Source organism: Vibrio sp. S11_S32 (assembly GCF_014694465.1).
Lineage (GTDB): Bacteria > Pseudomonadota > Gammaproteobacteria > Enterobacterales > Vibrionaceae > Vibrio > Vibrio algicola.
In genome coordinates this window covers 69,549-95,744 of record NZ_JAAUWS010000002.1, presented here as the reverse complement: position 1 = coordinate 95,744, position 26,196 = coordinate 69,549, and the positions used below count along the sequence as shown (strand labels likewise).

24 protein-coding genes are annotated in these 26,196 nt (G+C 42.9%); 5 read left to right on the top strand and 19 right to left on the bottom strand.

The window, feature by feature from the left end:
- Positions 1-30 precede the first annotated feature (30 nt).
- From HC723_RS02150 to rplU, 5 genes are all read right to left on the bottom strand, one after another.
- Positions 31-495, bottom strand: a complete 465-nt coding sequence (locus tag HC723_RS02150; RefSeq protein ID WP_225874265.1) for a threonine/serine exporter family protein — start codon at positions 493-495, stop codon at positions 31-33.
- Positions 495-1,262: a threonine/serine ThrE exporter family protein gene (locus HC723_RS02145; protein ID WP_153448206.1), complete on the bottom strand. Its 768-nt coding sequence runs from the start codon at positions 1,260-1,262 to the stop codon at positions 495-497. The genes HC723_RS02150 and HC723_RS02145 overlap by 1 nt, the downstream gene beginning before the upstream one ends.
- A gap of 168 nt (positions 1,263-1,430) precedes the next feature.
- On the bottom strand, positions 1,431-2,606 hold the full coding sequence (gene cgtA / locus HC723_RS02140) for an Obg family GTPase CgtA (protein WP_153447782.1): 1,176 nt from the start codon (positions 2,604-2,606) through the stop codon (positions 1,431-1,433).
- 198 nt (positions 2,607-2,804) lie between these two features.
- Complete coding sequence (gene rpmA / locus HC723_RS02135) at positions 2,805-3,062, bottom strand: 50S ribosomal protein L27 (protein WP_017026335.1); 258 nt, start codon at positions 3,060-3,062, stop codon at positions 2,805-2,807.
- A 22-nt stretch (positions 3,063-3,084) separates the two neighbouring features.
- The gene (gene rplU, locus HC723_RS02130; protein ID WP_153447783.1) at positions 3,085-3,396 is read right to left on the bottom strand and encodes a 50S ribosomal protein L21; all 312 of its coding nucleotides are present in this window, start codon (positions 3,394-3,396) and stop codon (positions 3,085-3,087) included.
- 372 nt (positions 3,397-3,768) lie between these two features.
- Between rplU and ispB the strand changes: the two genes are divergently transcribed.
- Positions 3,769-4,740 carry an octaprenyl diphosphate synthase gene (ispB, locus tag HC723_RS02125; RefSeq protein ID WP_190338063.1) on the top strand — a complete coding sequence of 324 codons (972 nt, stop codon included), beginning with the start codon at positions 3,769-3,771 and terminating at the stop codon, positions 4,738-4,740.
- 298 nt (positions 4,741-5,038) lie between these two features.
- On the opposite strand, the gene mdh is transcribed toward ispB, so the two are convergent.
- On the bottom strand, positions 5,039-5,974 hold the full coding sequence (gene mdh / locus HC723_RS02120; RefSeq protein WP_153447785.1) for a malate dehydrogenase: 936 nt from the start codon (positions 5,972-5,974) through the stop codon (positions 5,039-5,041).
- A gap of 291 nt (positions 5,975-6,265) precedes the next feature.
- Between mdh and argR the strand changes: the two genes are divergently transcribed.
- Together argR and HC723_RS02110 are read left to right on the top strand one after the other, a co-directional pair.
- Entirely contained in the window at positions 6,266-6,736 is a 471-nt protein-coding gene (argR, locus tag HC723_RS02115) for a transcriptional regulator ArgR (protein ID WP_153447786.1), read from the top strand.
- Between the two features lie 203 nt (positions 6,737-6,939).
- Positions 6,940-7,923: a TAXI family TRAP transporter solute-binding subunit gene (locus HC723_RS02110; RefSeq protein ID WP_190338062.1), complete on the top strand. Its 984-nt coding sequence runs from the start codon at positions 6,940-6,942 to the stop codon at positions 7,921-7,923.
- Positions 7,924-8,005: 82 nt separating this feature from the next.
- Here HC723_RS02110 and rlmB read toward each other — a convergent pair whose 3' ends face one another.
- From rlmB to nsrR, 3 genes are all read right to left on the bottom strand, one after another.
- Positions 8,006-8,758 (bottom strand): 23S rRNA (guanosine(2251)-2'-O)-methyltransferase RlmB, encoded by a 753-nt coding sequence (gene rlmB / locus HC723_RS02105; RefSeq protein ID WP_153447788.1) that lies wholly within the window; start codon positions 8,756-8,758, stop codon positions 8,006-8,008.
- Between the two features lie 82 nt (positions 8,759-8,840).
- A complete protein-coding gene (rnr, locus tag HC723_RS02100) occupies positions 8,841-11,303 on the bottom strand; it encodes a ribonuclease R (RefSeq protein WP_190338060.1) in 2,463 nt (820 codons plus the stop codon).
- A gap of 113 nt (positions 11,304-11,416) precedes the next feature.
- Positions 11,417-11,842 (bottom strand): nitric oxide-sensing transcriptional repressor NsrR, encoded by a 426-nt coding sequence (gene nsrR / locus HC723_RS02095; RefSeq protein ID WP_190338058.1) that lies wholly within the window; start codon positions 11,840-11,842, stop codon positions 11,417-11,419.
- A gap of 155 nt (positions 11,843-11,997) precedes the next feature.
- Here nsrR and hmpA point away from each other — a divergent pair, with 155 nt between their 5' ends.
- The gene (gene hmpA, locus HC723_RS02090; RefSeq protein WP_153447791.1) at positions 11,998-13,170 is read left to right on the top strand and encodes an NO-inducible flavohemoprotein; all 1,173 of its coding nucleotides are present in this window, start codon (positions 11,998-12,000) and stop codon (positions 13,168-13,170) included.
- A gap of 102 nt (positions 13,171-13,272) precedes the next feature.
- Here hmpA and HC723_RS02085 read toward each other — a convergent pair whose 3' ends face one another.
- The 10 genes from HC723_RS02085 to tsaE form a co-directional block, all read right to left on the bottom strand.
- Complete coding sequence (locus tag HC723_RS02085; protein WP_153447792.1) at positions 13,273-14,589, bottom strand: adenylosuccinate synthase; 1,317 nt, start codon at positions 14,587-14,589, stop codon at positions 13,273-13,275.
- 163 nt (positions 14,590-14,752) lie between these two features.
- Positions 14,753-14,938 carry a DUF2065 domain-containing protein gene (locus HC723_RS02080; RefSeq protein WP_190338056.1) on the bottom strand — a complete coding sequence of 62 codons (186 nt, stop codon included), beginning with the start codon at positions 14,936-14,938 and terminating at the stop codon, positions 14,753-14,755.
- 114 nt (positions 14,939-15,052) lie between these two features.
- Complete coding sequence (hflC, locus tag HC723_RS02075) at positions 15,053-16,039, bottom strand: protease modulator HflC (protein WP_190338055.1); 987 nt, start codon at positions 16,037-16,039, stop codon at positions 15,053-15,055.
- Between the two features lie 2 nt (positions 16,040-16,041).
- The gene (gene hflK / locus HC723_RS02070) at positions 16,042-17,235 is read right to left on the bottom strand and encodes an FtsH protease activity modulator HflK (RefSeq protein ID WP_153447795.1); all 1,194 of its coding nucleotides are present in this window, start codon (positions 17,233-17,235) and stop codon (positions 16,042-16,044) included.
- 122 nt (positions 17,236-17,357) lie between these two features.
- Positions 17,358-18,665, bottom strand: a complete 1,308-nt coding sequence (gene hflX, locus HC723_RS02065) for a ribosome rescue GTPase HflX (RefSeq protein WP_190338053.1) — start codon at positions 18,663-18,665, stop codon at positions 17,358-17,360.
- 35 nt (positions 18,666-18,700) lie between these two features.
- Positions 18,701-18,970 (bottom strand): RNA chaperone Hfq, encoded by a 270-nt coding sequence (hfq, locus tag HC723_RS02060; RefSeq protein WP_153447797.1) that lies wholly within the window; start codon positions 18,968-18,970, stop codon positions 18,701-18,703.
- A 303-nt stretch (positions 18,971-19,273) separates the two neighbouring features.
- A complete protein-coding gene (miaA, locus tag HC723_RS02055; protein WP_153447798.1) occupies positions 19,274-20,209 on the bottom strand; it encodes a tRNA (adenosine(37)-N6)-dimethylallyltransferase MiaA in 936 nt (311 codons plus the stop codon).
- The gene (mutL, locus tag HC723_RS02050; protein ID WP_190338051.1) at positions 20,206-22,206 is read right to left on the bottom strand and encodes a DNA mismatch repair endonuclease MutL; all 2,001 of its coding nucleotides are present in this window, start codon (positions 22,204-22,206) and stop codon (positions 20,206-20,208) included. Before mutL ends, miaA begins: the two co-directional genes overlap by 4 nt.
- Positions 22,207-22,319: 113 nt before the next feature.
- Complete coding sequence (locus HC723_RS02045; RefSeq protein ID WP_190338155.1) at positions 22,320-24,044, bottom strand: LysM peptidoglycan-binding domain-containing protein; 1,725 nt, start codon at positions 24,042-24,044, stop codon at positions 22,320-22,322.
- Between the two features lie 35 nt (positions 24,045-24,079).
- Positions 24,080-24,544 (bottom strand): tRNA (adenosine(37)-N6)-threonylcarbamoyltransferase complex ATPase subunit type 1 TsaE, encoded by a 465-nt coding sequence (gene tsaE, locus HC723_RS02040; protein ID WP_153447800.1) that lies wholly within the window; start codon positions 24,542-24,544, stop codon positions 24,080-24,082.
- Between the two features lie 367 nt (positions 24,545-24,911).
- Between tsaE and queG the strand changes: the two genes are divergently transcribed.
- Entirely contained in the window at positions 24,912-26,030 is a 1,119-nt protein-coding gene (gene queG / locus HC723_RS02035; RefSeq protein ID WP_190338050.1) for a tRNA epoxyqueuosine(34) reductase QueG, read from the top strand.
- Positions 26,031-26,196: the final 166 nt, after the last annotated feature.

The following is a 26,196-nucleotide window of genomic DNA, read 5'->3' as shown; positions in this document are numbered from 1 at the left end:
TCCATCCTTCAACAGTTAAATATCAGAGGATTATACCACTGACTTACGCCGATAAAATAATAATCCCGGCATCGCGAGTCCAATCGCTAAACTGGCAATGATAAATATCGCCTGTAAAAAATTATCGATTAATATTGCTAGTAATTCAGGGCTATAACCGACATGACTCAACTCAACCACTGCGATCATGGCTTTAAAGGCATAAACCCCAGGGATCATTGGGATCATCGCCGCCACAGTGAATACTTTCGGATGAGCTAAGAATCGGTGCGACCAATGCACCCCCACCATCCCCACTAAAGTCGCGGCGCATAATGTCGCCCATTCAATCGGTACGCCATAGTGCAAAAGTAAAAAACGAGTGCCATGACCAAGCGCCCCACCCAGTGCGCAATACTTTAACGCTTTAACCGGCACATTAAACACCAAAGCAAAACCGACCGCTGGAATAGAAGCAAAAAACATATCATTGAGCAGTGCGAGTAATAGATCCATTAGTGTACCCACCCCCATGCACCAGTGAGCGTCATCGCCCCCACAATACCAATACTGGTCGCCAAGGTCAGCAATGTTGCCATCACAAAACGAGCGATTCCCATATTAATATAACCTTTGAGCATATCGGCGGCGGCATTAATTAACGGAAAGCCTGGCACCATCATTAACACTGAGGAAGCCATAGGAAGAAAAGGGTGACTACCGATTTGATAAATCACCGCTTGTGAGGATATTAATGTGATAACAAAAGAAGTGACGGCAAAATTAAGCAACGGATTAAAATTTCGGTGAGCTATTTCTTGTCGCACAATCATACCAATCGCTGAGGCGACAAATGTGATAGCAAAGGCAATGCGATCCCCACCCGCAAGGTGCGAAAAAGCGGCACAGGATAAACCTATCATTAAAACCACAATCCACCGGTTATGGCGCTTAGGCTTGATTTGTTCGAGTTTATGTTGAGCTAAGGTAAAATCAAGCACGCGACGCTCAACCATAATACAGATATGTTGAATATCGGTCACAACCGACATATTAATCCCTCGGTCAGGGCTGCGTCTAACCGTAGTCACGCAGTTATCATCCATAATGGTGGTGATAATAATAGAACTGGCCGATAACGACACTTCGACTTCTTCCATTCCGCAGGCTAAACCTAAACGGCGAGTGATATCGGCCACCACCGTGCTTTCCGCGCCGTGGGCTAATAACATCTGTCCCGCATTGATGATAAAGCGGGTTATATTTTTCTGATTTGCTTCCATTGCCAATCACTCTTCCTCATTAAGAAATCAAACTAATAATAGGCTTCCTGCCTATCATTATTAGTGTGCATCACTACGAGATTGGAAAATATGATTTAAAATAAAAAAGCTGCAAATCTCAAAAGAGAATTGCAGCTTTCTTGGTATCACTTCAGTTTAAGATGGGGATTAGTCACGAACATAGATAACATGACCATCATCTTCGTCATCATCATCCCAATCATCATCGTCCCACTCTTCAGTGATAACATCTTTACCACTGATCGCATCTTTATGGTAATCATCCCATTTGAAGTCGACTTTCTCTTCTTCAACGGTCAGTTCCAATGCTTCTTTTGGCAACGATTCCATAAACTCAGCTAATTCGAAGCTCAGCTCTTTGGTGCCTAATTTATTGATGGCTGAAATACGGGCTGTGCGGCCTTCCCAACCTAAAGCGTCGATGATCGTTTGGATCTTTTCGTCTGCTTCTTCTTCACTGATAAGATCCACTTTATTGAAGATCAACCAGCGCGGTTTAGCCGAAACTTTCTCACTGTATTGCTCTAACTCATCAATAATCGTTAGAGCATTGGTGATTGGATCCGAGCCATCAACCGGTAGAAGATCAATCATATGCAACAATACGCGGCAACGCTCTAAGTGTTTTAAGAAACGCACACCTAAACCAGCACCGTCTGCGGCACCTTCAATCAAACCAGGAATATCGGCAACTACAAAGCTACGCTCAGCTCCGGCACGAACCACACCAAGGCTTGGGATCAAAGTGGTAAACGGGTAATCGGCAACTTTTGGTTTAGCGGCAGAAACTGCGCGAATAAAAGTCGATTTACCGGCATTGGGCAAACCTAGCATGCCAACATCAGCCAACAACAATAATTCTAGGCGCAATTCACGAACTTCACCTTTCGTCCCCATTGTCTTTTGACGAGGTGCACGGTTAACCGACGATTTAAAACGTTGGTTACCTAAACCATGCCAACCGCCTTTAGCGATCATAATGGTTTTGCCATGTTCGGTGACTTCGGCTACGACTTCGTTAGTGTGGATATCAACCGCACGAGTACCAACAGGCACACGAATGGTTTTATCCGCACCACGACGACCGGTACAGTTGCCGCCACTACCATTTTTACCACGTTCTGCTTTATGGAAACGCTCAAAACGATAATCAACTAAGGTGTTGAGGTTTTCGTCGGCTTGCATATACACATCGCCGCCATCACCGCCATCACCGCCGTCAGGGCCACCTTTTTCTACGAATTTTTCACGCCAGAAACTGACTACGCCGTTACCGCCGTCGCCCGCTTCTACTTTTATGGTTGATTCATCAACAAATTTCATTTGCTACTCCACCTGCATGTTGGCAAGTCTATTATGAGTGTAGACCACAGACTATAAATCCCAGTGATATTGCTATATCTAAATGATTCATTCTAGGGTCTAGGGTCTAGGGTCTATTTCGAATATCAATTGGTACTTTATAAATAAAAAACCCCGCCGTTAAGGCAGGGCTTTGAATTCATAATGTAAGTAGAAAACTTATGCAGTTTCGATACTTACAAACTTACGGTTCTTAGGACCTTTAACTTCAAATTTAACTTTACCTTCAGATAAAGCAAATAGAGTATGGTCTTTACCGATACCAACATTGGTGCCTGCGTGGAATTTAGTACCACGTTGACGAACAATGATGTTACCTGCAAGAACAGATTCGCCACCAAAACGCTTCACGCCTAGACGTTTGCTTTCTGAATCGCGACCGTTATTAGTAGAACCACCAGCTTTTTTATGTGCCATGTTAGCTTCTCCGTTATGTTAATTAAGCGCTGATGCCAGTAATTCTGACTTCAGTGAACCACTGACGGTGGCCCATTTGCTTACGAGAATGCTTACGACGACGGAACTTAACGATTTTAATTTTATCGCCACGACCGTGCTTAACTACTTCTGCAGTTACTTTACCGCCAGCAACCAGAGGTGCACCAATAGTGATTTCCTCACCATTAGCAACCATAAGAACTGAATCAAACTCTACGTTTGCGCCAGTTTCTACGTCCAATTTTTCTAAACGAAGAGTTTGACCTTCGCTTACACGGTGTTGTTTACCACCAGATTGGAAAACAGCGTACATATTTTACTCCGCTTTTTCCGCACAGCATCATGTTAGTTATTTTAAACATATCAGGTGTGCGCTTAAACTTGTCATCAATAGGGCGCAGATTCTACTTGAGAGCTTAGCCTTTGACAAGATAAATATTAAAAAAAATGGCGAAAAGATCATCGCCTGATTAAAGTGGTGTAATGATGCCGTTTAGAGCCGTGTTTATCAATATTTTTTAGTGTAGAATCCAACATTATTTTCATTTATCCCCCAAACCAATTGAAGTAACACTCGGATATGTCTTATTTGCTTCGACTTTCTGACTGATTCACCGTTAATCAAACAAACGGTGGCTTCAAGTAACATGGGGATATATCACGCTTAACTTTCGCTGGAATGAATATGGATTTTACTGCTATCCAAGCCTTGACTTCTGATGACATGACCAAAGTGAATGAAACCATTCACGCTCAACTCAATTCAGATGTAAGCCTAATTAACCAATTAGGCTTTTACATTGTCAGTAGTGGTGGCAAACGAATTCGCCCTTTGCTCGCGCTTATTTCAGCCAAGGCGCTTGGTTATCAAGGTCAAGACCACATTACCGCCGCCTCATTTGTAGAATTCATTCATACCGCGACGTTACTGCACGATGACGTTGTCGATGAATCTGATATGCGCCGTGGCAAGGAAACCGCCAATGCGGCATTTGGTAATGCTGCTAGCGTTCTGGTCGGAGATTACATCTATACTCGCTCATTCCAAATGATGACCGCTTTAGGCTCTTTGGAAATCCTCAAGCTAATGAGTGATGCGGTAAACGTAATAGCCGAAGGCGAAGTTCAGCAATTAATGAACTGCAATAATCCAGATACCACAGAAGAAAGCTACATGCAGGTCATCTATTCGAAAACTGCACGTTTATTTGAAGCGGCCACTCAAATCGGTGCCCTTTTGGTTAACGCCCCGCAACAAACCGAAACTGCGCTGCAAAACTACGGTCGTTATTTAGGTACTGCATTCCAATTAATTGATGATGTAATGGACTATACGTCTGATGGTAAAGAGATGGGAAAAAATGTCGGTGATGACCTTGCTGAAGGCAAACCGACGCTGCCACTGCTTTACGCGATGCGTAATGGTACTCCGGAACAAGCAACCATGATCCGTGAAGCGATTGAGCACTCGAATGGAATGGAAAAGCTCGATGCCATTATGGATGCGATGCATCAAACTGGCTCACTGGAGTACACCACTCAACGCGCCGAGCAAGAAGCCGATAAAGCGATTGCAGAGCTAGCGGTCGTTCCGGAGTCTGAATATAAGCAAGCACTGATCACACTAGCGCATATGGCAGTGAGAAGAACAAAATAGCTTCCGTTTTTAGCTTTATAGCAATTCTATAAATTTAATGACCGTTCAAAATTGAGTACAGAGAAAAGTGTCAAAGACCATGGATAACCTTTATCTCAAGCGACCAAGGACGGATTAGCGTCTTTTCGGCGTATTCAAATTGAGCAAATATTAAATGGAATTGCTATTAGCTTTAGGTTTCCGGCCTTAGGCTTCGTGACCATAAATAGCGAACGAGATTAAAATAAAACCCCGTGACGGTTTAAGCCATCACGGGGTTTTGTTTTTCTAAAATACTTGTGTAGGTTCGTCTGCTATATTATTGAGCGAACTCTTCACCTAGGGCAATATCACTCTTCAGTGTTTCTAGCATGCTATCAAAAGCTTGTTGTTCGAAATCACTTAGCTCACCATAGCTTAAGATCTCTTCAACCCCTTGTTTACCTAAACGAATAGGCTGAGCGAAGAAACGGGCATTTGCGCCATCACCTTCAACATATGCACATTCAACAATACCTTGCTCGCCTTGTAGCGCTTTAACTAAAGACAGACCAAAACGATAAGCCGCCTGGCCCATCGACAGTGTAGCTGAACCGCCACCCGCTTTAGCTTCGACCACTTCAGTACCGGCATTTTGAATACGCTTAGTTAATGCTGCGGTTTCTTCCGTGCTAAATTCAACGCCCTTCACTTGTGAAAGTAATGGCAGAATAGTCACACCAGAGTGACCACCAATAACCGGTACTTCTAGACCGTCAAGAGATACCCCTTTTAATTCAGACACAAAGGTTTCTGAACGAATAACGTCAAGAGTAGTAATACCAAATAAACGGTTTTTATTGTAAACCCCCGCTTTCTTTAATACTTCTGCGGCAATAGGAACCGTAGTATTAACAGGGTTAGTAATAATACCGACACACGCTGTAGGGCAAGTTACCGCAATTTTTTCTGCTAATGACTTAACAATACCGGCATTAACATTAAAAAGATCAGAACGGTCCATGCCGGGCTTACGCGCCACACCTGCAGAAATCAGCACCACATCCGCACCTTCCAGTGCCGGTGTAGGGTCAACGCCAGCGTAACCTTTAATCGAAACAGGGGTTGGAATATGACTAAGATCAGCCGCAACCCCTGGGGTTACTGGTGCAATATCATATAATGCAAGATCTGAACCTGCTGGCAAGCCATTTTTAAGCAATAAAGCCAATGCTTGTCCGATACCACCTGCAGCACCAATTACCGCTACTTTCATAAACCTTCTCCTTTGGAAAACAATTTTATAATTACGTCAATAAAGTGACTAAAAACAAACTACAACATAGACATATTGATTACAATTCATTAACCTTTAGTTTGAGATCTTCCCCTCATCTGACCTCTTATTTTCAGGTATAAAGGATATTAGGTCAGTGATTAAAATCTCAATAATATATATTACATTTCAATTTTTCTTTTTCGTTAACTCCGCCACCAGTTCTTATTGGCACAAAGTGCCTTTCTATGCGAAAATAATGCAATTCTATGTAAATTAAAGATGTGTCTCATGCGAAATAGCGATAAACAAGATCAACTCGTCCGTTCATTCAAATCATTATTGAAAGAAGAATGTTTTGGCTCACAAGGCGAAATTGTCGATGCCCTTAAAGAAGAAGGCTTCGATAATATCAACCAATCTAAAGTCTCTCGCATGCTAACTAAGTTTGGCGCCGTTCGTACCCGCAACGCCAAAATGGACATGGTGTACTGCTTACCTGCTGAGCTCGGGGTGCCAACAGTATCAAGCTCATTACGAGAATTAGTACTCGATGTTGGTCACAATGATGCGCTCGTAGTGATCCATACTGGCCCGGGCGCAGCGCAACTTATCGCGCGTTTATTGGACTCACTAGGTAAGTCAGAAGGCATTCTTGGCGTAGTGGCTGGCGATGATACCATTTTTATCACCCCGACAATGAATTATACTACAAAGCAACTGTTTGATTCTGTTTGTGATTTATTCGAATACGCCGACTAAAGCAATATTGGCGTTCATGACGTGAACGCCTTCTCAAATACACAACTTTTCTCGTTTTTTTCTACCCCTTCCATGACATTTGCCTTTAGGATAACTGTGTACCTTGTTATTCCCTGTAGAGCCCTTTGGTTTTCAACTCTAGCAGCAAGGACTTAACGCGATGGATTGCGTTATTTATGGTTAAAACGACAAGGATCGTTACGATGATTTCACCTGATTCACCTCTGCGCTTTTGCTGGTTATGGCTCGCGTCTGCCTTATTAGTGATTAGCTCCGCTTTACACGCCCAAGAAAATACCTCTATCACCATTGGTAGCGGTTCGGTCTCGGGTGTCTATTATCCTGCTGGCGCTTCTATCTGTAAGTTAATCAATAAAGGTCGTAAACAACATCATATTCGCTGCTCGGTAGAATCCAGTAATGGTTCAATCGATAATCTCACTCAGCTGCAAGCGCAAGATATTGATATCGCGATCACTCAAGCTGATTGGCAATACTACGCCTATCATGGCAGTGGTCCTTTTGCCAGTGCAGGAGCCTATAAAGAGCAGCGCGCTTTGTTCTCTTTGTATAACGAACCTTTTAATTTATTAGTGCGCTCAGACTCAGCCATTCATGGCCTACCCAATTTATTAAATAAGCGAGTCAGTTTAGGCGGCAATGGTTCGGGCGATCGCGCCACTATGAATATTTTAATGGCACAATCAAAATGGGATGATGATAGCTTTGCCTCAACCCAAGCTCTCGCGGGTTCTCATCGCGCTAAAGCATTATGTGATAATCAAATCGATGCTTTTGTGGCTTTTCTTGGCCACCCCAATGCTTCAATTAAAGAAGCCACCCAAACCTGTAAAGCCCAACTGATTCCGGTGGTCGGAAAAGGGGTAGATAATATTGTTAAACGCAGTGCATTTTATACTTACACCACCATACCTGGCGGAATTTACCCTAACAATCCAGACAGCATAAAAACCTTTGGGGTACTATCAACCGTCGTCACCAGCACCGAACTGCCCGATGAAACCGCTTATCAAATAACCAAAGCGGTATTTGAAAACTTTGAGATATTCAAACGTCTGCACCCGGCATTTGCCCATTTAAAAAAGCAGAATATGGTCAAAGATGGGATTTCAGTGCCACTTCACCCTGGAGCGATCCGTTATTACAAAGAGGTCGGACTGCTATAGTCAACTTGCTGGTTATTTCAGCCATAAAAAAAGCGATCCAACCGGATCGCTTTTTTGTGTATAGCATTGCTTCAATGATGGCTTATTTTGCCAAGCGTTGTCTTACCGCTTCAAATAAACATACGCCAGTGGCAACCGATACATTCAAACTTGAAACACTACCTGCCATTGGGATCTTGATTAAATCATCACAGGTTTCACGAGTTAAACGACGCATTCCATCACCTTCTGCGCCCATCACAATCGCCAAAGGTCCTGTTAATTTTGCTTGATAGATATCTTGGGTCGCTTCACCCGCTGTACCCACAAACCAGACACCTTGCTCTTGCAGCGCGCGCATCGTGCGAGCTAAGTTGGTGACACGCACAAATGGAACACTTTCTGCCGCGCCACACGCGACTTTACTTACTGTACCGGTTAATGGCGCTGACTTATCTTTGGGTACGATAACCGCGGCAACACCTGCCGCATCGGCATTACGCAAACAAGCGCCTAGATTATGCGGATCCGTCACACCGTCGAGCACCAATAATAACGGATGCTCACCTTTGGCTTTGTAAGCGATCATAATGTCATCAAGATGATTCTCATTCAGCTGTTTAGCCGGTTTTACTTTAGCGATAATACCTTGGTGGTTAGCCCCTTCAGACTTGTCATCTAACGCTTTACGCCCCATTTGCTGTACCGAAATACCATACTTCTTTAGTTGGTTAATTACCGGCATTAAACGGTCGTCTTCACGGCCTTTTAAAACAAAAGCTTCAATTAAGCGCGCAGGATCTTTTTCTAGAACCGCATTGATGGCGTGGATGCCAAAGATAAATTCGTTACTCATGGTCTACCTTGTGGGTCGATCATCGACCCCATATTAATTATGGATCGATCTTAGTGATCGATCCTAATGACTGAAAATAATATTACTTACTGCTCGCGCGCTTCGACGCCGACGGTTTGCTGCTTTTTGGCTTAGTGCCAGGTTTACCCGCCTCTTTTGGCTTACGCTTGGCTTTTTTCTTTTTCGCCGGTTTGCCTAATGTTTCTTCCGGTCGCTTAGTCGGTTCAATTAAAGGCTTGGCTTTTTTGCCTGGCTTATTGGCTTTTACCGCTTGTTTCTTTTTACTGATTTCTTTTTTATCTGCATTCGCGGCGCGTTTCTTGGCGGTTTTGCCTTTACCACGCACTTCGCGGCTGCTGCCAACAATTTCAAAATCAATTTGACGGGTTTCAAGATTCACCGCTAAAACCTTCACCTTAACAGTGTCACCTAAGCGATAAATCAGGCCTGAGCTTTCACCGACTAAGCGTTGACCCATAGGATCAAACTGATAGTAGTCATTGGCCAGCGATGAAATATGCACTAAGCCGTCAATATGCAAATCACTTAAACGCACAAAGAAACCAAAACCGGTCACGTTTGCGATCACGCCATCAAGCTCTTCACCGACATGATCTTGCATGTATTCACATTTAAGCCAATCGGATACATCACGGGTAGCATCATCGGCGCGACGCTCTGTGGTTGAACATTGCTCACCGTAAAAGTCCATTTCATCAACGTTATAGTGATGACCACCGGTTGATGAACTTTCGCCTTGAGAGATGAGATACTTAATCGCACGATGCAGCAGCAAATCTGGGTAGCGACGAATTGGCGAGGTAAAGTGTGCATAACGTTGCAACGCTAAACCAAAGTGACCACCGTTAGCTGGGTTATACACCGCTTGCTTCATTGAACGCAGCAACATGGTCTGGATAAGCTCTTTATCTGGACGCTCGGCAATCAATTGGATCAAGGCGGCATAATCGGTTGGTGTTGGGGTTAATCCGCCAGTTAAACCTAAACCGAGTTCACCAAGAAAAGATCGAAAACCCGTGAGGCGCTCTTCACCCGGAGTATCATGCACGCGATACAAAGCCGGCTCTTTGGCTTTTTCAACAAACGTTGCTGAAGCGATATTGGCTAAGATCATACATTCTTCAATGATCTTATGCGCATCGTTACGCACTACAGGTTCAATGCGATCGATCTTGCGTAATTCATTAAAGATAAACTTCGTTTCGGTGCTTTCAAACTCAATAGCGCCACGTTGTTCACGCGCTACTTTCAGCACTTGATACATCTTATGCAACTGCTCGAGATCCGGCACCACTTTTGAATAGCGCTCACGCAGCTCTTGATTGCCATCTAAAATTGCCCCAACCTTGTTGTAGGTAAGACGAGCATGAGAGTTCATTACTGCTTCGTAATGCTTATAACCCGACAGCTTACCCGCCGCTGAAATGGTCATTTCACATACCATACATAAGCGATCTACTTGAGGGTTAAGTGAACATAAGCCGTTGGACAGAACTTCTGGCAACATCGGCACCACTTGCGCAGGGAAGTAAACCGAGTTACCGCGCTTAATCGCTTCTTTGTCGAGGGATGTTTTAGGGCGAACATAATAACTTACATCAGCAATTGCCACCCATAAACGCCAGCCACCACCTTTTTTAGCTTGGCAATAAACGGCATCATCAAAATCACGCGCATCTTCGCCATCAATGGTCACTAACGGTAAATCACGTAAATCAACTCGACCTTGTTTCGCTTCTTCTGGTACTTCTTCGGCTAAATTTTTAACTTGTTGCTCAACTGCTTGTGGCCATTCATTGGGGATTTGATGAGTATGGATCGCAATTTGGATCTCCATACCTGGCGCCATATTTTCGCCTAATACTTCGATGACTTTACCCATCATGGCGCGTGAACGAGTGGCACGAGCGGTCAGCTCAACGATCACCACGTTGCCCATACGAGCCCCAGCACGAAACTCTTCAGGAATGAGAATATCTTGGCAAATACGAGAGTCATCAGATACCACGTAAGCATGGCCATCTTCCATAAAGAAGCGGCCAACCAAGTTAGTTTTACGCGCTTCAAGAATGCGCACTAAACGCCCTTCTTTACGGCCACGCTTATCTTCGCCATTGGGTTGCACTAATACGTAATCGCCATGGATAATAGTGCGCATTTGATGAAATGGTAACAAGACATCGTTATCTTTACCTACGCTACCGTCTGGGCGCACCCAACCAAAGCCATCTTTATGACCGATGACGGTACCTTTAATCAGATCGATTTTTTCAGGTACGGCGTAACATTGGCGACGAGTGAAAATTAATTCACCATCACGCTCCATCGCACGTAAACGACGGCGCAGTCCTTCATAATTATCTTCGCCTGCTAAATTTAGCGCTTCGAAGAGATCATTACGATTCATCGGCACATTCGCCTTAGTTAAGAACGATAAAATGAATTCTCGACTCGGAATGGGGTTTTCGTATTTTTCTGATTCTCGCTTGGCAAAAGGATCAATTATTTCGGGACGTTCGGACATGACAAACCTGCTTATAGACGCAAAGTGTAATTATGATTATATCTGACAGCAGCATTAAGCTACAGAAATGGTTTGGAAAATGACAAAAATAGCGAAAAAAACGGCCTATATTCTTAAACTGGCGTTAAAAACAAAAGTAATTCGTCATTATCCGCTAAGAGATCTTGCAGTGTCACTTTATCGAGTTCAGCAATAAAAGCTTGTTTTGCTTTGGCAATATGGCTTTTTAAACGGCAAGCAGAAGTAATATGACACGCTTCAGGAGCACAATTAACTAACTGCATTGGTTCAATACCGCGTACCACTTGGCCAATAATAATATCTTTTGCCGGTAACCCGAGCAAGATCCCACCATTTTTACCACGGATCGTGGTAATATAACCAAGCTGAGCCAATTTATTGATAATTTTGATCATGTGATTTTTAGGCACATTAAAAACTTGGCTTACGGTGTTGATATTGGTTTTTTCACCTTCAGGTAGTGAGGCTAAATAAATTAGCGCCCGCAGTCCATAATCGGTAAAAGTGGTTAATTGCATACTATCTCCTGTTGAATGTGTTCAATATACGCTTAATTAACCTCAAGGTCATCTTGCTGATGTGACTTCATTATAAATATTCATTTGACTAAAAGATACATTTTAGATACAACTTACAAAGTAATCGTCCATATAACTATAAAGGTGTTCTAACAATGCTCACTCAATCTACTATCGACATCGTAAAATCTACCGCTCCGCTGATCGAACAAGCGGGTCCGGCTCTTACTGCGCACTTTTACGATCGCATGCTATCGCATAATCCAGAACTGAAAGATATCTTCAATCTCACCCACCAAGAAAGTGGCAGCCAACGTGAAGCGCTATTTAATGCGATTTATGGTTATGCCAGCAATATTGAGAATATTGAAGTTCTATTGCCAGTGGTTGAAAAAATTGCCCAAAAGCACACTAGCTTTAATATTACCGCCGAGCAATATCAAATTGTTGGTAGTCACTTACTGGCAACCATTGATGAATTAATGAGCCCAGGACAAGCGGTGATTGATGCTTGGGCTGAAGCTTATGGCCTGTTAGCTACCGTATTTATTACTCGTGAAGAAGAAATCTACCAAGCAACCGAAAGCCAAAGTGGCGGTTGGCGTGGTACCCGTGAATTCAAAGTCATCGAAAAAATCGTCGAAAGCGAAGTGATCACCAGCTTTGTGTTTGCACCAGTTGATGATAATACGGTGGTAGGTTACAAGCCTGGGCAGTATATCGGTATTTACCTAAACTCAGATAAGTTTGATAACCAAGAAATTCGTCAATACAGCTTGTCAGATGCGCCAAATGGCAAAACTTACCGCATTTCAGTTAAACGTGAAGATCAAGGTATTGCTTCAAATCACCTGCATAGCAGTATTAATGTTGGCGATAGCGTTCAGTTAGCTGCGCCAGCTGGAGACTTCTTCTTAACCACAGAACCAAATACCCCTATCGCGCTCATTTCAGCCGGTGTTGGTATTACGCCAATGATGGCGATGTTAGAAGCGATTAAAGGAACTCACAGCGCACCGATCCATTGGTTGCATGCAGCAGATAATAGCCAGCGTCATGGTTTTAAAGCTCGCCTACATGAGCTTACCCAGCAAACCGTTAACTTGAATCAATACACTTGGTATCAAGAAAAAGATGACGAAATTGAACATCTTGACGGTCTGATCGATTTAAACCAAATTAAAGCCGATATAGATTGGGATAAAACCGATTTCTACTTCTGTGGCCCTGTGGTATTTATGCAGCATGTTGCTAAGCAATTATTAGCATTAGGTGTCAGCGAAGATCGTATTCACTATGAATGCTTCGGACCACACAAAGTACTGTAATATTTTAGATAACAAAAAGCCGACGCATTATACGTCGGCTTTTTTGATTGTTCATTTAACTTAAATACATTGAAAACCAATCACAGAAGATTGGAGCAAGTATTAGCTGTTAAATGGGTGAACCTTAACGATAGTTTCGTTACGATCTGGACCCGTTGAAACGATATCCACTGGCACACCAGTTAATTCTTCAATACGTTTGATGTAATCAAGAGCAGCTTGTGGAAGCGCATCGATTGATTTAGCACCGAAAGTATTTTCAGACCAACCTGGCATGGTTTCGTAAATTGGAGTCGCTTTCTCAAATGCATCAGCCGCTAATGGAGACACGTTCATTACTGAACCATCTTCCATTTGGTAGCTAGTACAGATTTTAAGTTCTTCTAAACCATCAAGAACGTCAAGCTTAGTTAAGCAGAAACCGGTAATTGAGTTTAGTTGCACCGCACGACGCATCGCAACCGCATCAAACCAACCAGTACGACGTAAACGACCCGTGGTTGCACCAAATTCGTGACCAACAGTACCAAGGTGTTTACCAATTGGATCTTGCTTATCAATACCATCGTATAATTCAGTCGGGAACGGACCTGAACCTACACGAGTACAGTACGCTTTCGCGATACCTAAGATGTAACCTAAGTGACTCGGACCAAAACCAGAACCTGCAGCAACACCACCAGCGGTAGTATTTGAAGAAGTTACGTATGGGTAAGTACCATGGTCGATATCAAGTAATGTACCTTGTGCGCCTTCAAACATGATTTTATCACCACGTTTACGAGCAGCATCCAGCTCATCGGTTACATCGATAACAAGAGAAGTTAGTAGATCAGCATAGCTTTTCACTTGCTCAAGTACTTCTTCGTAGTTCACTTCTTCTACTTTGTAGTAGTTCACTAATTGGAAGTTATGGTATTCCATTACTTCTTTTAGTTTCTCTGCAAAAGATTCCATATCAAATAGATCGCCAACGCGTAAACCGCGGCGAGATACTTTATCTTCATAAGCAGGACCGATACCACGACCGGTTGTACCAATCGCTTTTTTACCGCGAGCGAGTTCACGCGCTTGGTCTAAAGCAATATGGTAAGGAAGAATGAGAGGACAAGCTTCAGAAATGTATAGGCGTTCACGAACAGGAATGCCTCGCGCTTCAAGCGGTTTCATTTCGTTTAATAAAGCGTCAGGTGACAGTACTACGCCATTACCGATAATGCATTTCACATTGTCGCGTAGAATACCTGATGGAATTAAGTGAAGAACGGTTTTTTCACCGTCAATGACTAGAGTGTGACCTGCATTGTGACCGCCTTGATAGCGAACCACATATTTTGCATCTTCAGTTAAAAGGTCAACTATTTTACCTTTACCTTCGTCACCCCATTGGGTGCCTAGAACGACTACGTTATTTGCCATTTTTAAATCTGCTTGCTAGTTAAAAAAGGATTCTAGCATACCAACAATCGTTGTTGCAGTCATTTTTTAGATGAATTTTTATGCAGTTTCATTTTTTGCTGATTTTTTCTTACTTGACAGTATGTTGTGGCTGGTATCAATGATATATCAGCGTTAATCACTACTACTTTACCAACATAAATACCATTACCCCACCGGCAACCACTAATGCGCCACCCACTCGCCTTAATTGAGCATCTGGCAGTTGAGCGACTTGAGCCACCATATTACGCCATGCTTTTGGTGCAAATGCTGGGCCTAAACCTTCAAAAACCAATACCAAGCCTAGCGCTATTAATAAAGATGTCATGTTCATTACTCATATTTTGTCTACGATTTATCATCATAGATTTCATGAAAAAAAGGGAGCCAATTCGGCTCCCTAGTTTATATCGATATTGATTGAGTATTCATCAATAGATAATTATTTGTCAGTTTTACGTCCATCACTGGCATTCATGTACTTGAAGAAGTCGCTCTTAGGATCGAGTACTAACAAGTCGCTCTTATTGCTAAACGATTTCTCGTAAGCTTTAAGTGAACGCAAGAAGCTATAAAACTCAGGTGCTTTTTGGTACGACTGTGCATAAATCGCCGCCGCTTTTGCATCAGCGTTACCACGAGTCACTCGAGCTGTTTTATCCGCTTCTGCTAGTGTAGTTGCCACTTCAAGTTCCGCTTGAGCACGAATGATTTCGGCTTTTTCACGACCTTGAGAACGGTGCTTACGAGCAACAGATTCACGTTCAGCACGCATACGACGATAAATAGATTCGCTGATTTCATCAGGTAAGTTGATTTTCTTCATACGGAAGTCAACCAGTTCAACCCCTAAATCTTTCATTGCACTATCACGCGTATCATCCAATACATCTTGCATGATCTTATCGCGTTCACCATCAACTTCTAATGCTTCTTTAGCTGATTCTGGCAACCCTTCATCATCTTTAATGGTATCTGCTGCAACGATCTCACTACGAGGACCAGAAACAATTTGCTTAATTTCACGCGAACCAATTTCAGAACGAAGAACATCAGTCACTTTACGCTCAAGCAATGCTTCTGCTGTTAATGCGTTACCACCACCAGTGGCTAGGTAATACTTACCAAAGTCACTGATTTTCCATTTTACATAGGTATCAATGATGACGTCTTTTTTCTCTGATGTAACAAAACGATCCGCTTTGCCATCCATAGTTTGGATACGAGCATCGAGCGTTCTGACGTTATCAAAGAAAGGCATTTTAATATGCAAACCTGGTGGATAAATTCTTGAAGACACATCATTGGTATCTTTAAGCACTCGTCCAAAACGGATCACGATTCCGCGCTCACCTTCAGGAATAACAAACACTGACATCAGTGTCACAACAATTAAAATCGCCACTAAAGGGATAAATAACTTACGCATGTTTAGAATCTCCCTTTACGTGTTGAAGTCGAACTTGAATGTTGATCAGTTTCATCACCATTTGGTTTGCTTGCATCTAGCTGAATGCCATCATACTCAGAAGAGGATTTATCTCCGGTGCGGGCTTTCGCTGGTTTTGATTTAGCGTCCGAAATTAACTTATCAATCGGTAAATACAACATGTTGCCAGATGACTCAGAATCAATCAGCACTTTCGAACTGCGGGTGTAGATTTTTTCCATCGCATCAAGATACAGACGATCACGCGTTACTTTTGGCGCCGCGTTGTATTCAGGCAATAGTTTATTAAACTGAGCCACTTGACCTAATGCTTCGTTCACTGTGCGTTCGGTATAACCTTGAGCTTCTTTCTTCAAGCGCTCGGCACGACCGGTTGCTTTCGGTAAAATCTCATTTTTATACGCTTCGGCTTCACGAATGAAACGCTCTTCATCTTCTCGAGCTGCAATCGCATCATCAAAGGCATCTTTTACTTGCTCTGGTGGGCGAGAAGATTGAAAGTTAACGTCCGTTACCGTTAGACCCATATCGTACTTATCAATAATTTGGTTTAACGTTTCTTCTGTGGTTTGACGAATTTGCTGACGACCACTGGTTAGAATGCTGTCCATCAAAGAATCACCAATTACGGCACGAAGCGCAGAATCGGTTGCTTGACGTAGGCTGTCATCAGCATTGGTTACGCGATATAGGTATTTATAAGGGTCTGATACTCGGTATTGAACCCCCATTTCTACCGTTACCACGTTTTCATCTTTGGTTAGCATGAGACCGCTAGCGCGTAATGAACGAATCGCTTGTACGTTAACAGGCGTCACTTCATCAATAAAACGAGGACGCCAGTTTAGACCAGGGTCAACCATTTTCTCATACTTACCTAAGCGAAGTACCACACCGCGCTCAGCTTCACCAACGGTATAGAAGCCAGAGAAAACCCAGATTAAGACTGCGATCAGAGCAATAGCACCAAAGCCCATTGCACCGCCGCCACCAAAGAGTGGTTTTCCATTTCCTTTTTTACCGAATGTTCCACCTAATTTTTGGCTGAGTTTATTAAACACCTCATCCAAATCAGGTGGTCCTTGATCTCGACCGCCGCGATTTTTATTCTTACCCCAAGGGTCTTTATCGCTGCCATTATTGTCGTTGTTATTTCCAGGCTCGTTCCACGCCATTAGAAAGCTCCATCGTGTAGATATGACGTTCATACCAATCATTAATAATAAAAAGTTCATACAAAATAGTTTTTAATCAAACCATTAGTCGTAAACCACTTAATAATATCGCTGTTTTGATATCATATTGTAGTAGTTAAGTCTGTGACGATAAGGTCACTCAAAACCACCTCTTCTCTTTTTTCTAATTTTAACCAATCAACTTGTTGCATTCGAATATCAATCAATAAGTTACCATCTTGATCGTACTCTTCTGCTTGGATCGCATTCATTTGAAAGAATAAACTACGAATACGTCCTTGATGCATAGGTGGAATACACAGCTGATATTGAACAATTTGTGTCGCCAAACGCTCAGTAAGCGCGGTAAACAACAAATCTAAGCCAATTCCATTCATGGCAGAAACCCAAACCACACGAGGAAGACCTTCTTCATCTCGATCTATTCTTGGTTTTTGTCCATCCATACTATCAATTTTGTTCATCACTAACAGTGACGGTACTTCATGCGCATCAATTTCTTCTAAAACCACATCAACCGCATGAATGTTCTCACGAAAACGCTCATCACTGGCATCGACAACATGTAACAAAATGTCTGCTTCTTGCGTCTCTTGCAAGGTCGCTTTAAATGCTGCAACTAGATCATGAGGAAGGTGACGAATAAAACCAACCGTATCGGCTAGGATTGCATCGCCCACATCTTCTAGTTCGATTTTACGTAACGTGGGATCCAATGTCGCAAATAACTGATCGGCAGCATACACTCCGGCTTCAGTAATTCGATTGAATAACGTCGATTTACCCGCATTGGTATAACCAACTAATGAAACGGTCGGAATTTCAGCTCTCTGCCTGGCTTTTCGGCCCTGTTCGCGTTGTTTTGCAACTTTAGCTAAACGACGCAAAATGGCTTTAATTCGCTCACGCAGTAATCGTCTATCCGTTTCTAGTTGAGTTTCACCCGGTCCACGTAAGCCAATCCCGCCTTTTTGACGCTCTAAGTGGGTCCAGCCTCGGATCAAACGCGTCGATAAATGACGCAACTGCGCCAATTCAACCTGCATTTTACCTTCATGGGTTCGAGCGCGCTGAGCAAAGATATCTAAGATCAAGCCGGTACGGTCAAGTACTCGACACTGGCACAACATTTCTAAGTTACGCTCTTGCGCCGGTGTTAATGCATGATTAAAGATAACAATTTCAGCACCTTGAGCTTGCACTGTATCGGCAATCTCTTGTGCTTTGCCGCTCCCTACATAATATTTAGCATGCGGGGATTGGCGACTACCTGTCACAACCTGTAACTTATTAACCCCAGCGGAAGAAACCAGCATTTCAAATTCTCTGAGATCTTCCCACTCACCTTCTTGGGTGAAGTTGATATGAACAAGCACTGCCTGTTCACCAGATTCATAACGGTCAAACAAGTAGTTCGCTCCTTAGTTTTGGTAATAAAATAGTCTTAATCTTCTGAATTATCTTGCTGTGGTTTCTCTTGCTGCGCCGGACGCTCAGTCGTATGGTGACTCACCGCGCGGGCAGGAACAACCGTTGAAATGGCATGTTTATAAACCATTTGGCTGACGGTGTTTTTCAACAAGATAACAAATTGATCGAATGATTCAATTTGTCCTTGCAGCTTAATACCATTAACGAGATAAATTGAAACTGGGATACGTTCACGTCGTAATGCATTCAAGAATGGGTCTTGTAAAGATTGCCCCTTAGCCATGTTTTTCTTCCTTATTTATTTGTTATTTTATTTTTAGCTAATCTCACTTTGCTACGCATCAAGTTACAAAAAACCGATACAAGAAAGTGGTCACACAATAAAAGCAGTGCTAAGACTTCATCTAAAATAGAAGAAGTTGTGCATTAACGAGCAAAATGGCTCGACTGCCGAATTTTTATCTTCATATTGAAAATAATGAATCTTCTAGGCTAGTTAGTTCCTAGATACTTACTTTCAGCGATCAAAGTAGCAATCATACTGATTAGTCTCAGTATATACTCAAATCACGGTAAGATGCACGGATCAGCCGTCACTGGTTATCGCATTTGATAAAGTTTCTACTGATGCGTCAATTTTTTCACTGTCTAGCCAAGTTAAATCACCCCAACTACGCAGCCAAGTGATTTGTCTTTTCGCCAATTGACGAGTAGCGCACACCCCTTTAAATACCGCTTCATCTAGTGTGCCATTTCCATCAAGATATTCCCACATTTGTCGGTAACCTACGCACCGAATTGATGGTAGATCAAGATGTAGATCACTGCGTTGATGTAAACCGCTCACTTCTTGTTCAAACCCTGCCTCGATCATTTTCTCAAATCGCAGCTCAATCCGACGATGCAATTCCGCTCGCTCTTTCGGCATAACCGCAAACTGCTTGACTCGATACGGGATCGGCTCGCCTTTTTGCTCGGTTAGTTGAGTTAAGGTTTTACCTGAAATACGGAAAACTTCTAACGCACGAGATAAACGCTGTGGATCATTCGGGTGGATTCTTTTAGCTGCAACTGGATCGATACTGGCAAGCTCTTGGTGCAGTGCTTCCCAACCAATATCTTGTGCTTGCTGCTCTATTTGTTGGCGAATAACCGGATCGGCAGCTGGCAATGGGGATAAACCTTCTAGCAGTGCTTTGTAGTACAACATGGTCCCGCCAACTAATAATGGAATTTTGCCTTGCGCGACAATTTCCGCCATTTGTTGCAGTGCATCACGACGAAAATCCGCCGCCGAATAAGATTCGCTAGGATCCAAAATATCAATCAATCGATGGGGCGCTAATGCCAGTTCTGCAGCATCTGGTTTAGCGGTGCCGATATCCATACCTTTATAAATCAAGGCGGAATCGACACTGATGATTTCCACTGGATACTTTTGACGTAAACGTATTGCCAGCTCGGTTTTACCTGAGGCTGTCGGCCCCATCAAAAATAATGCTAAAGGTAATGTTTGGCTCATGATTGCAGCACCGCTAGAGTAGATGAAAAATCAACGGGTTGAACCCAGTTATATTGTTGTAATGGCAAAGCGGTTCCCCAAATTTGTTCAAGTTCCGACACCAATTGAATGGCTTGCGATAAAGTATAGCGAGTCTGAGTAACACTAATATGTTTTGTGAGCCATAAACTCAAAGCCTGATAAGTGATTTCTTCGCCACCACTTTGGTTGTCATATTGGTGACGGTTAAGGTAGCCTAAAAGCTCAGGGATCAAGATTTGTAAATTCTGTTGTCTTAACGGTTGTGGTACCCCCACCACCATTAAATGCTGCCCTTTGGCTTGTAATTCAACCCCCAGTTGCGCTAAGAGTGCATGCTGACTTGCTGCGGTCGTTATCAAATCCAGCGATAGCGGAAGACTTAACGGGATCAATAGAGGCTGAGCTTTCAAGCTTGGTTCGCCATTAAGCAAAAATTGGCCTTGTATCTTTAAACTCGCCGCCTTGTTGAGATCCACCAATAGACAGCTTTGAGGATTTTGCATCAACAAATAACACTCTTGCACCACCGCTAGAGACTTACCCAAACTGGTGATAATGTTCGGTTCAGTTGACTCTGAGGCATGACTGGATTGGTGATTTTCTGGTTGCTCTACGCATTCTGGTTTTTCAATTGGGTCGAGTGTTTGAAATAAGGCGCGATAGACTTCTGATTGCTTAGGGTGATAACTTGTCGATGACGCTCTTGGGCGACTCGAATGAGCTTTAGTATTAGTATTAGCATTAGCATTAGCATTAGGGCGCGAGTTTTCATCTTGATCGTCCGTTTGCCAAGCCTGATGAGTCGATACAGTATAACCTTGTCGCTGATCGCTAATGTATTGGCTCGCATTGCGCTTACCTTGCGCGCTGTCATCTCGGCCCTGAAGATCCTCGTTTTGAGATGAATGTTCAGTTTGTTCATCCACTTGAGGCGGGCTAGCATACGCTGATTTAGCAATAGCAGGAGCGGTAATATCGACCACTTGCGATAATCCATCGCGCAATGCTTGATAAATAAAATCATGCACTAAGCGCGCTTGATGAAAACGGACTTCATGTTTCGCAGGGTGCACATTGACATCAACTTGATGTGGATCTATTTCAATAAAGAGTACATAGGTGGCAAATTGATCTGGGCGCAGCGCCGACTCGTAACTTTGCCTAATCGCATGATTAATAAGCTTATCTCGCATCATACGGCCATTAACATAGCAGTACTGCAAATCACTTTGACTGCGCGCACCGTCGGGAGTAGTGATCCAGCCTTTTAGTTTGAGATCGTTGTGATCTAAAGCGATCGACACCGCATGCTGCATAAAGCTCGAACCACAAGCGACGCCGATACGTTTTTCAATTTGAATATCGGTTTTTGCCGCGCGATATTGGCGGATCACTTTGCCGTTATGACGCAGGGTAATCGACACCTCGAAGCAACTGAGCGCAATTCGCTTTAACAGTTCATCAATATGGGTAAATTCGGTTTTTTCCGTGCGTAAGAATTTGCGTCGCGCTGGAGTATTAAAAAATAAATCCACCACTTCAACTGTGGTGCCAATAGGGTGAGCGGCTGGGGTTAATTGCACCGTCATATCTCGCCCTTCAGCATAAGCAGACCAAGCTTCGCTTTGAGTGGCAATACGCGAGGTTAAGGTTAAACGAGAAACCGAGCTAATACTGGCCAGCGCTTCACCGCGAAAACCAAGGCTAATGATCGCTTCTAAGTCATCTAAACTGTGTATCTTTGAAGTGGCATGGCGACTTAACGCTAAACCCAATTCATCTTTGGCGATTCCCGAGCCATTATCTCGCACTCGAATGAGCTTGCTACCGCCTTTTTCAATATCAATATCAATACGGGTCGCACCAGAATCAATACTGTTCTCAACTAATTCTTTCACCACAGATGCAGGGCGTTCTACCACTTCACCAGCGGCGATTTGGTTGGCCAGTCGAGCTGGTAAAATTTTAATTGCCATCGCTACACCACTGATTTTCACTATGAATACTAATACCTCAACAAACGTTTAATGTTTAATGTTTAATGTTTAATGTTTAACGCTATCTCAGATTATCGTTTATTGCTTATTGCTTATTGAGGAATAGTTAACTTCTGACCCACCGCCAAACTATCAGAGCGCAAATTATTGGCTTTACGGATTTCGCTCACCTTGACGTTATATTTTTGTGCGATACCACTTAAATATTCACCACTTTTTACTTGGTGCGTGACGGTCTTAGTCGATTTTGGCACCGCGATTTTAAGCTTCTGACCTAACTTTAGCGTATTGCTGCGCAAGTTGTTTTGTGCCTTAATTTGTCTGATCGATACATTGTATTTTTCAGCTATTTTACCTAAGTAATCCCCACGTTGAACCACATGAGTAATGTCTTGCGTACCGATTGACAACGAAGAAGCTTGAGTGCTTGAAGTGGAAGCCGTTGTGCTTGGTGCGGTTACTTTTAATTGCTGCCCCACCTTTAAGCTCGAGCTTTTTAAGTTATTCCACTGCATTAGATTGGCTGTGCTGGTGTTGTATTTCTTAGCGATAACCGAAAGCGATTCACCACTTTTTACTTTGTGAGTGCCAGAAGAAGCATGATTAACCACCATTGCTCCTTGTACTGGGTTATCTTTAAAGTATTGCTGAATAGCCTTAGATATAGCTCCTGAAAGTTGATTTTGATGATAGTTTTGCACCAATAACTTCTCTTCCGCAGGATTGGAAATAAAACCAGTTTCAACCAAGATTGATGGAATATCAGGAGACTTCAAAACCGCTAAACTGGCATAAACGGGTTTAGAGGTATGCATCCGTGTTACTTGACGCAATTGCTTGATCACATGCAGTGCTAGCTTGTTACCTTCAGTTTGTGAATAGCCAAATTGGAGATCGAGTACCGTTTGGCTGACGTTTTTATCATGAGCATTTTTGGCTAGCAATAGACCACCACCACCCAATAACTCAGATTGCTCTTCTTTTTTTACCACCCAACGACCAATTTCAGTATTGGCTCGACGAGTACTTAATACGAACACCGACGCACCACGCGGGCCTGATGTGGTGTAACTATCAGCATGGATTGACACTAATAACAGCGCTTTATTCTTACGTGCGATCTCTGAACGTTCATTTAAGTTAACGTAATAATCCCCTTTACGCGTCAATATCGCATGAATATTAGGGGTCTTCTTATTAAGATCATTCACCACTTTTTTAGCGATCGCTAACGTGACGTTTTTCTCATATTTTCGGGTTGGGCCAATAGAGCCTGGATCTTGGCCTCCGTGCCCAGGATCTATCGCCACTATAATTCGAGTTGGAGTTCTCGACACTGTATTCGGTATTGCTTGAGGTTTAGTCGCAGGTTTTATTACTGTTGGTTTAGCGACTACCGGCAAAGCATGGCTAACTAGCCCTGATTTTTGGTTGCTAACTGCCGCTGATCCATGTTTAAAATCCACCACCAAACGATGACCATATTGACCATTGGCGGTAGGGGCTAATTTAAACACTTCAGGATTTTGCTTCGATTTTAATTCAAACACTAACCGATAAGTTGAAGCAACCGGCGCGCCACTGCGACGAATTTTAGTCAAAATAGGGCTGTCGGTAACTTTAACGGGTAGTTTTGTTTTTAAACTGGTGTTTTTAATGTCCACGACTAAACGGTTAGGCCCAGAGAGGGTAAAATAACTAAAGGTGGGTTCACTTCCCATATCCATTACAACACGGGTATCGGTTTCTGAGGGCCATACACGAATAGTATTTAAAGAGTTAGCCCATACGGTCGATGACAATGCCGCCAGTATCATGACTAAAAAAAAGGTTCTTGCCTTAACTAATTTAATCACAACGTCAGCTCGCTTAATAAAGATTGTCCATATTCGTTATTGGCGGTCAACACCACTTGTCTATGGGTTTCAATGTAGCGCAATTCAATATCTAAATCGGCCAGCGGCAAAATGCCCTCGCCCTTTTCAGGCCACTCAACCAAACAAATCGCATCTGGGGTAAAGTAATCTCGGATCCCCATAAACTCCAACTCTTCAGGATCGGCCAAGCGATACAAGTCAAAATGATAGACCTGCCATTTATCTAATATATAAGGTTCAACTAAGGTATACGTTGGACTTTTTACATTGCCTTGATGACCTAATGCTCGAACAAAACCACGACTGAATGTGGTTTTTCCAGCACCAAGATCACCATGCAAATAAATCGTAGTTTGTTGTGAGCATAAATGGGCTAATTGAGTCCCTAAATCTATAGTAGCGGCTTCATCCATCAATAATGCTTGTTTGATTTTTGTCATGTTACTCTTGCTCATCAAAAGGTAATGGTCTAACGCTATATACCCACCAACATAAAGCTTCAATTTCAGTGGGTATAAAAAGAGTTTAAATACAGTGTTAAGAGTAATATTCTCTTAAGCACGTCATTATTCTACATATTGCCAATAAATTCTAAACAAAGTGTCAGAATTTAACTCAATATCCGCTTTATTCTGCTATCTATACCCAAGTAAGGTCAAGATGCAGAATTAAGAGCACTCTGGCAAGAAGTGGCTCAAGTAAGATTGGCGAAAGAATATAATTAATAAATAACCATTAAGAGCCATCGCAACCCTGGATTAGATTGGTTAAAATCTGCCCTCGATTATCACTTAAAAGCCAACCGCCATGAATTACACCGAACTTGCACAAAACATCAAACAGTGGGGCCAAGAGCTTGGCTTTCAAAAAGTGGGGATCTGTGATGTCGATTTATCCGAACATGAAGCTCAACTGCAGCGCTGGTTAGATGCAGGTCACCATGGCAACATGGACTGGATGGCAAGACATGGCATGATGCGTGCGCGTCCGGCCAAACTTCACCCTGGCACAGTGCGAGTGATCAGCGTGCGAATGGATTACCTTCCACCGCAAGCCCAGTTTGCCGCCAACCTTGCCGATCCTACCCAAGCTTATATTAGTCGTTACTCATTAGGTCGTGACTATCATAAATTAATGCGTAACCAACTGAAAAAGCTCGGTCAGCGTATTGAACAAGAAGTTGGCGCTTTTGGTTATCGCCCATTCGTAGATTCCGCACCTATTTTAGAACGTCCATTAGCTCAAAAAGCCGGACTTGGTTGGACAGGAAAACACTCGCTTATTCTTGATAAAGATAAAGGCTCTTGGTTTTTCTTAGGTGAACTACTGATTGATCTTCCTCTTCCAGTTGATGAACCGCAGAGCAATCAATGTGGAAAATGTACCGCTTGTATCACCTCTTGCCCGACTGGGGCGATATTAAGTGATGGCGTGGTGGATGCTCGTCTATGTATTTCTTATCTCACCATTGAGTTTGATGGCGTGATCCCAGAAGAGTTACGCAGCAAGATGGGTAATCGAATTTATGGTTGTGATGATTGCCAGTTAGTTTGCCCGTGGAACCGTGAAGGCGATATTACCGAACAAGACAGTTTCCATCGACGCCCTATATTTAATGACAGTAATCTCATCGGATTATTTACATGGGACGAAGCGGCTTTCCTAAAAAATATGGAAGGCTCTGCTATTCGCCGAATTGGTCATATTCAATGGCTAAGAAATATCGCGATTGCTTTAGGCAATGCCCCTTATCAGAACGAAATTTATGACGCCTTAAATGCAAGGTTAGGGTTAAATGCGCTATTAGATGTTCATATCCATTGGGCTTTAGAGCAGCAAGACAACAAAAAAGAAGTCGCGGTAAGAAACATTAAATTGGAGCGGTTAGTCAGAATTATTGAGAAAGGTTTACCGCGCGATGCTTAACGCCCAAGCCGAGGATAGTGATACTGATCTCAAAAAAAATTGTAATGTGGAAAAAGTATCAAGATAGGCAACGTGACAAGGTGTAACGAAAAGTTAAACACATTCAAATTTCATGATAAAGATCAAGTAAACATCAAATAAAGATCTTTTATTGAACCTGATCTTT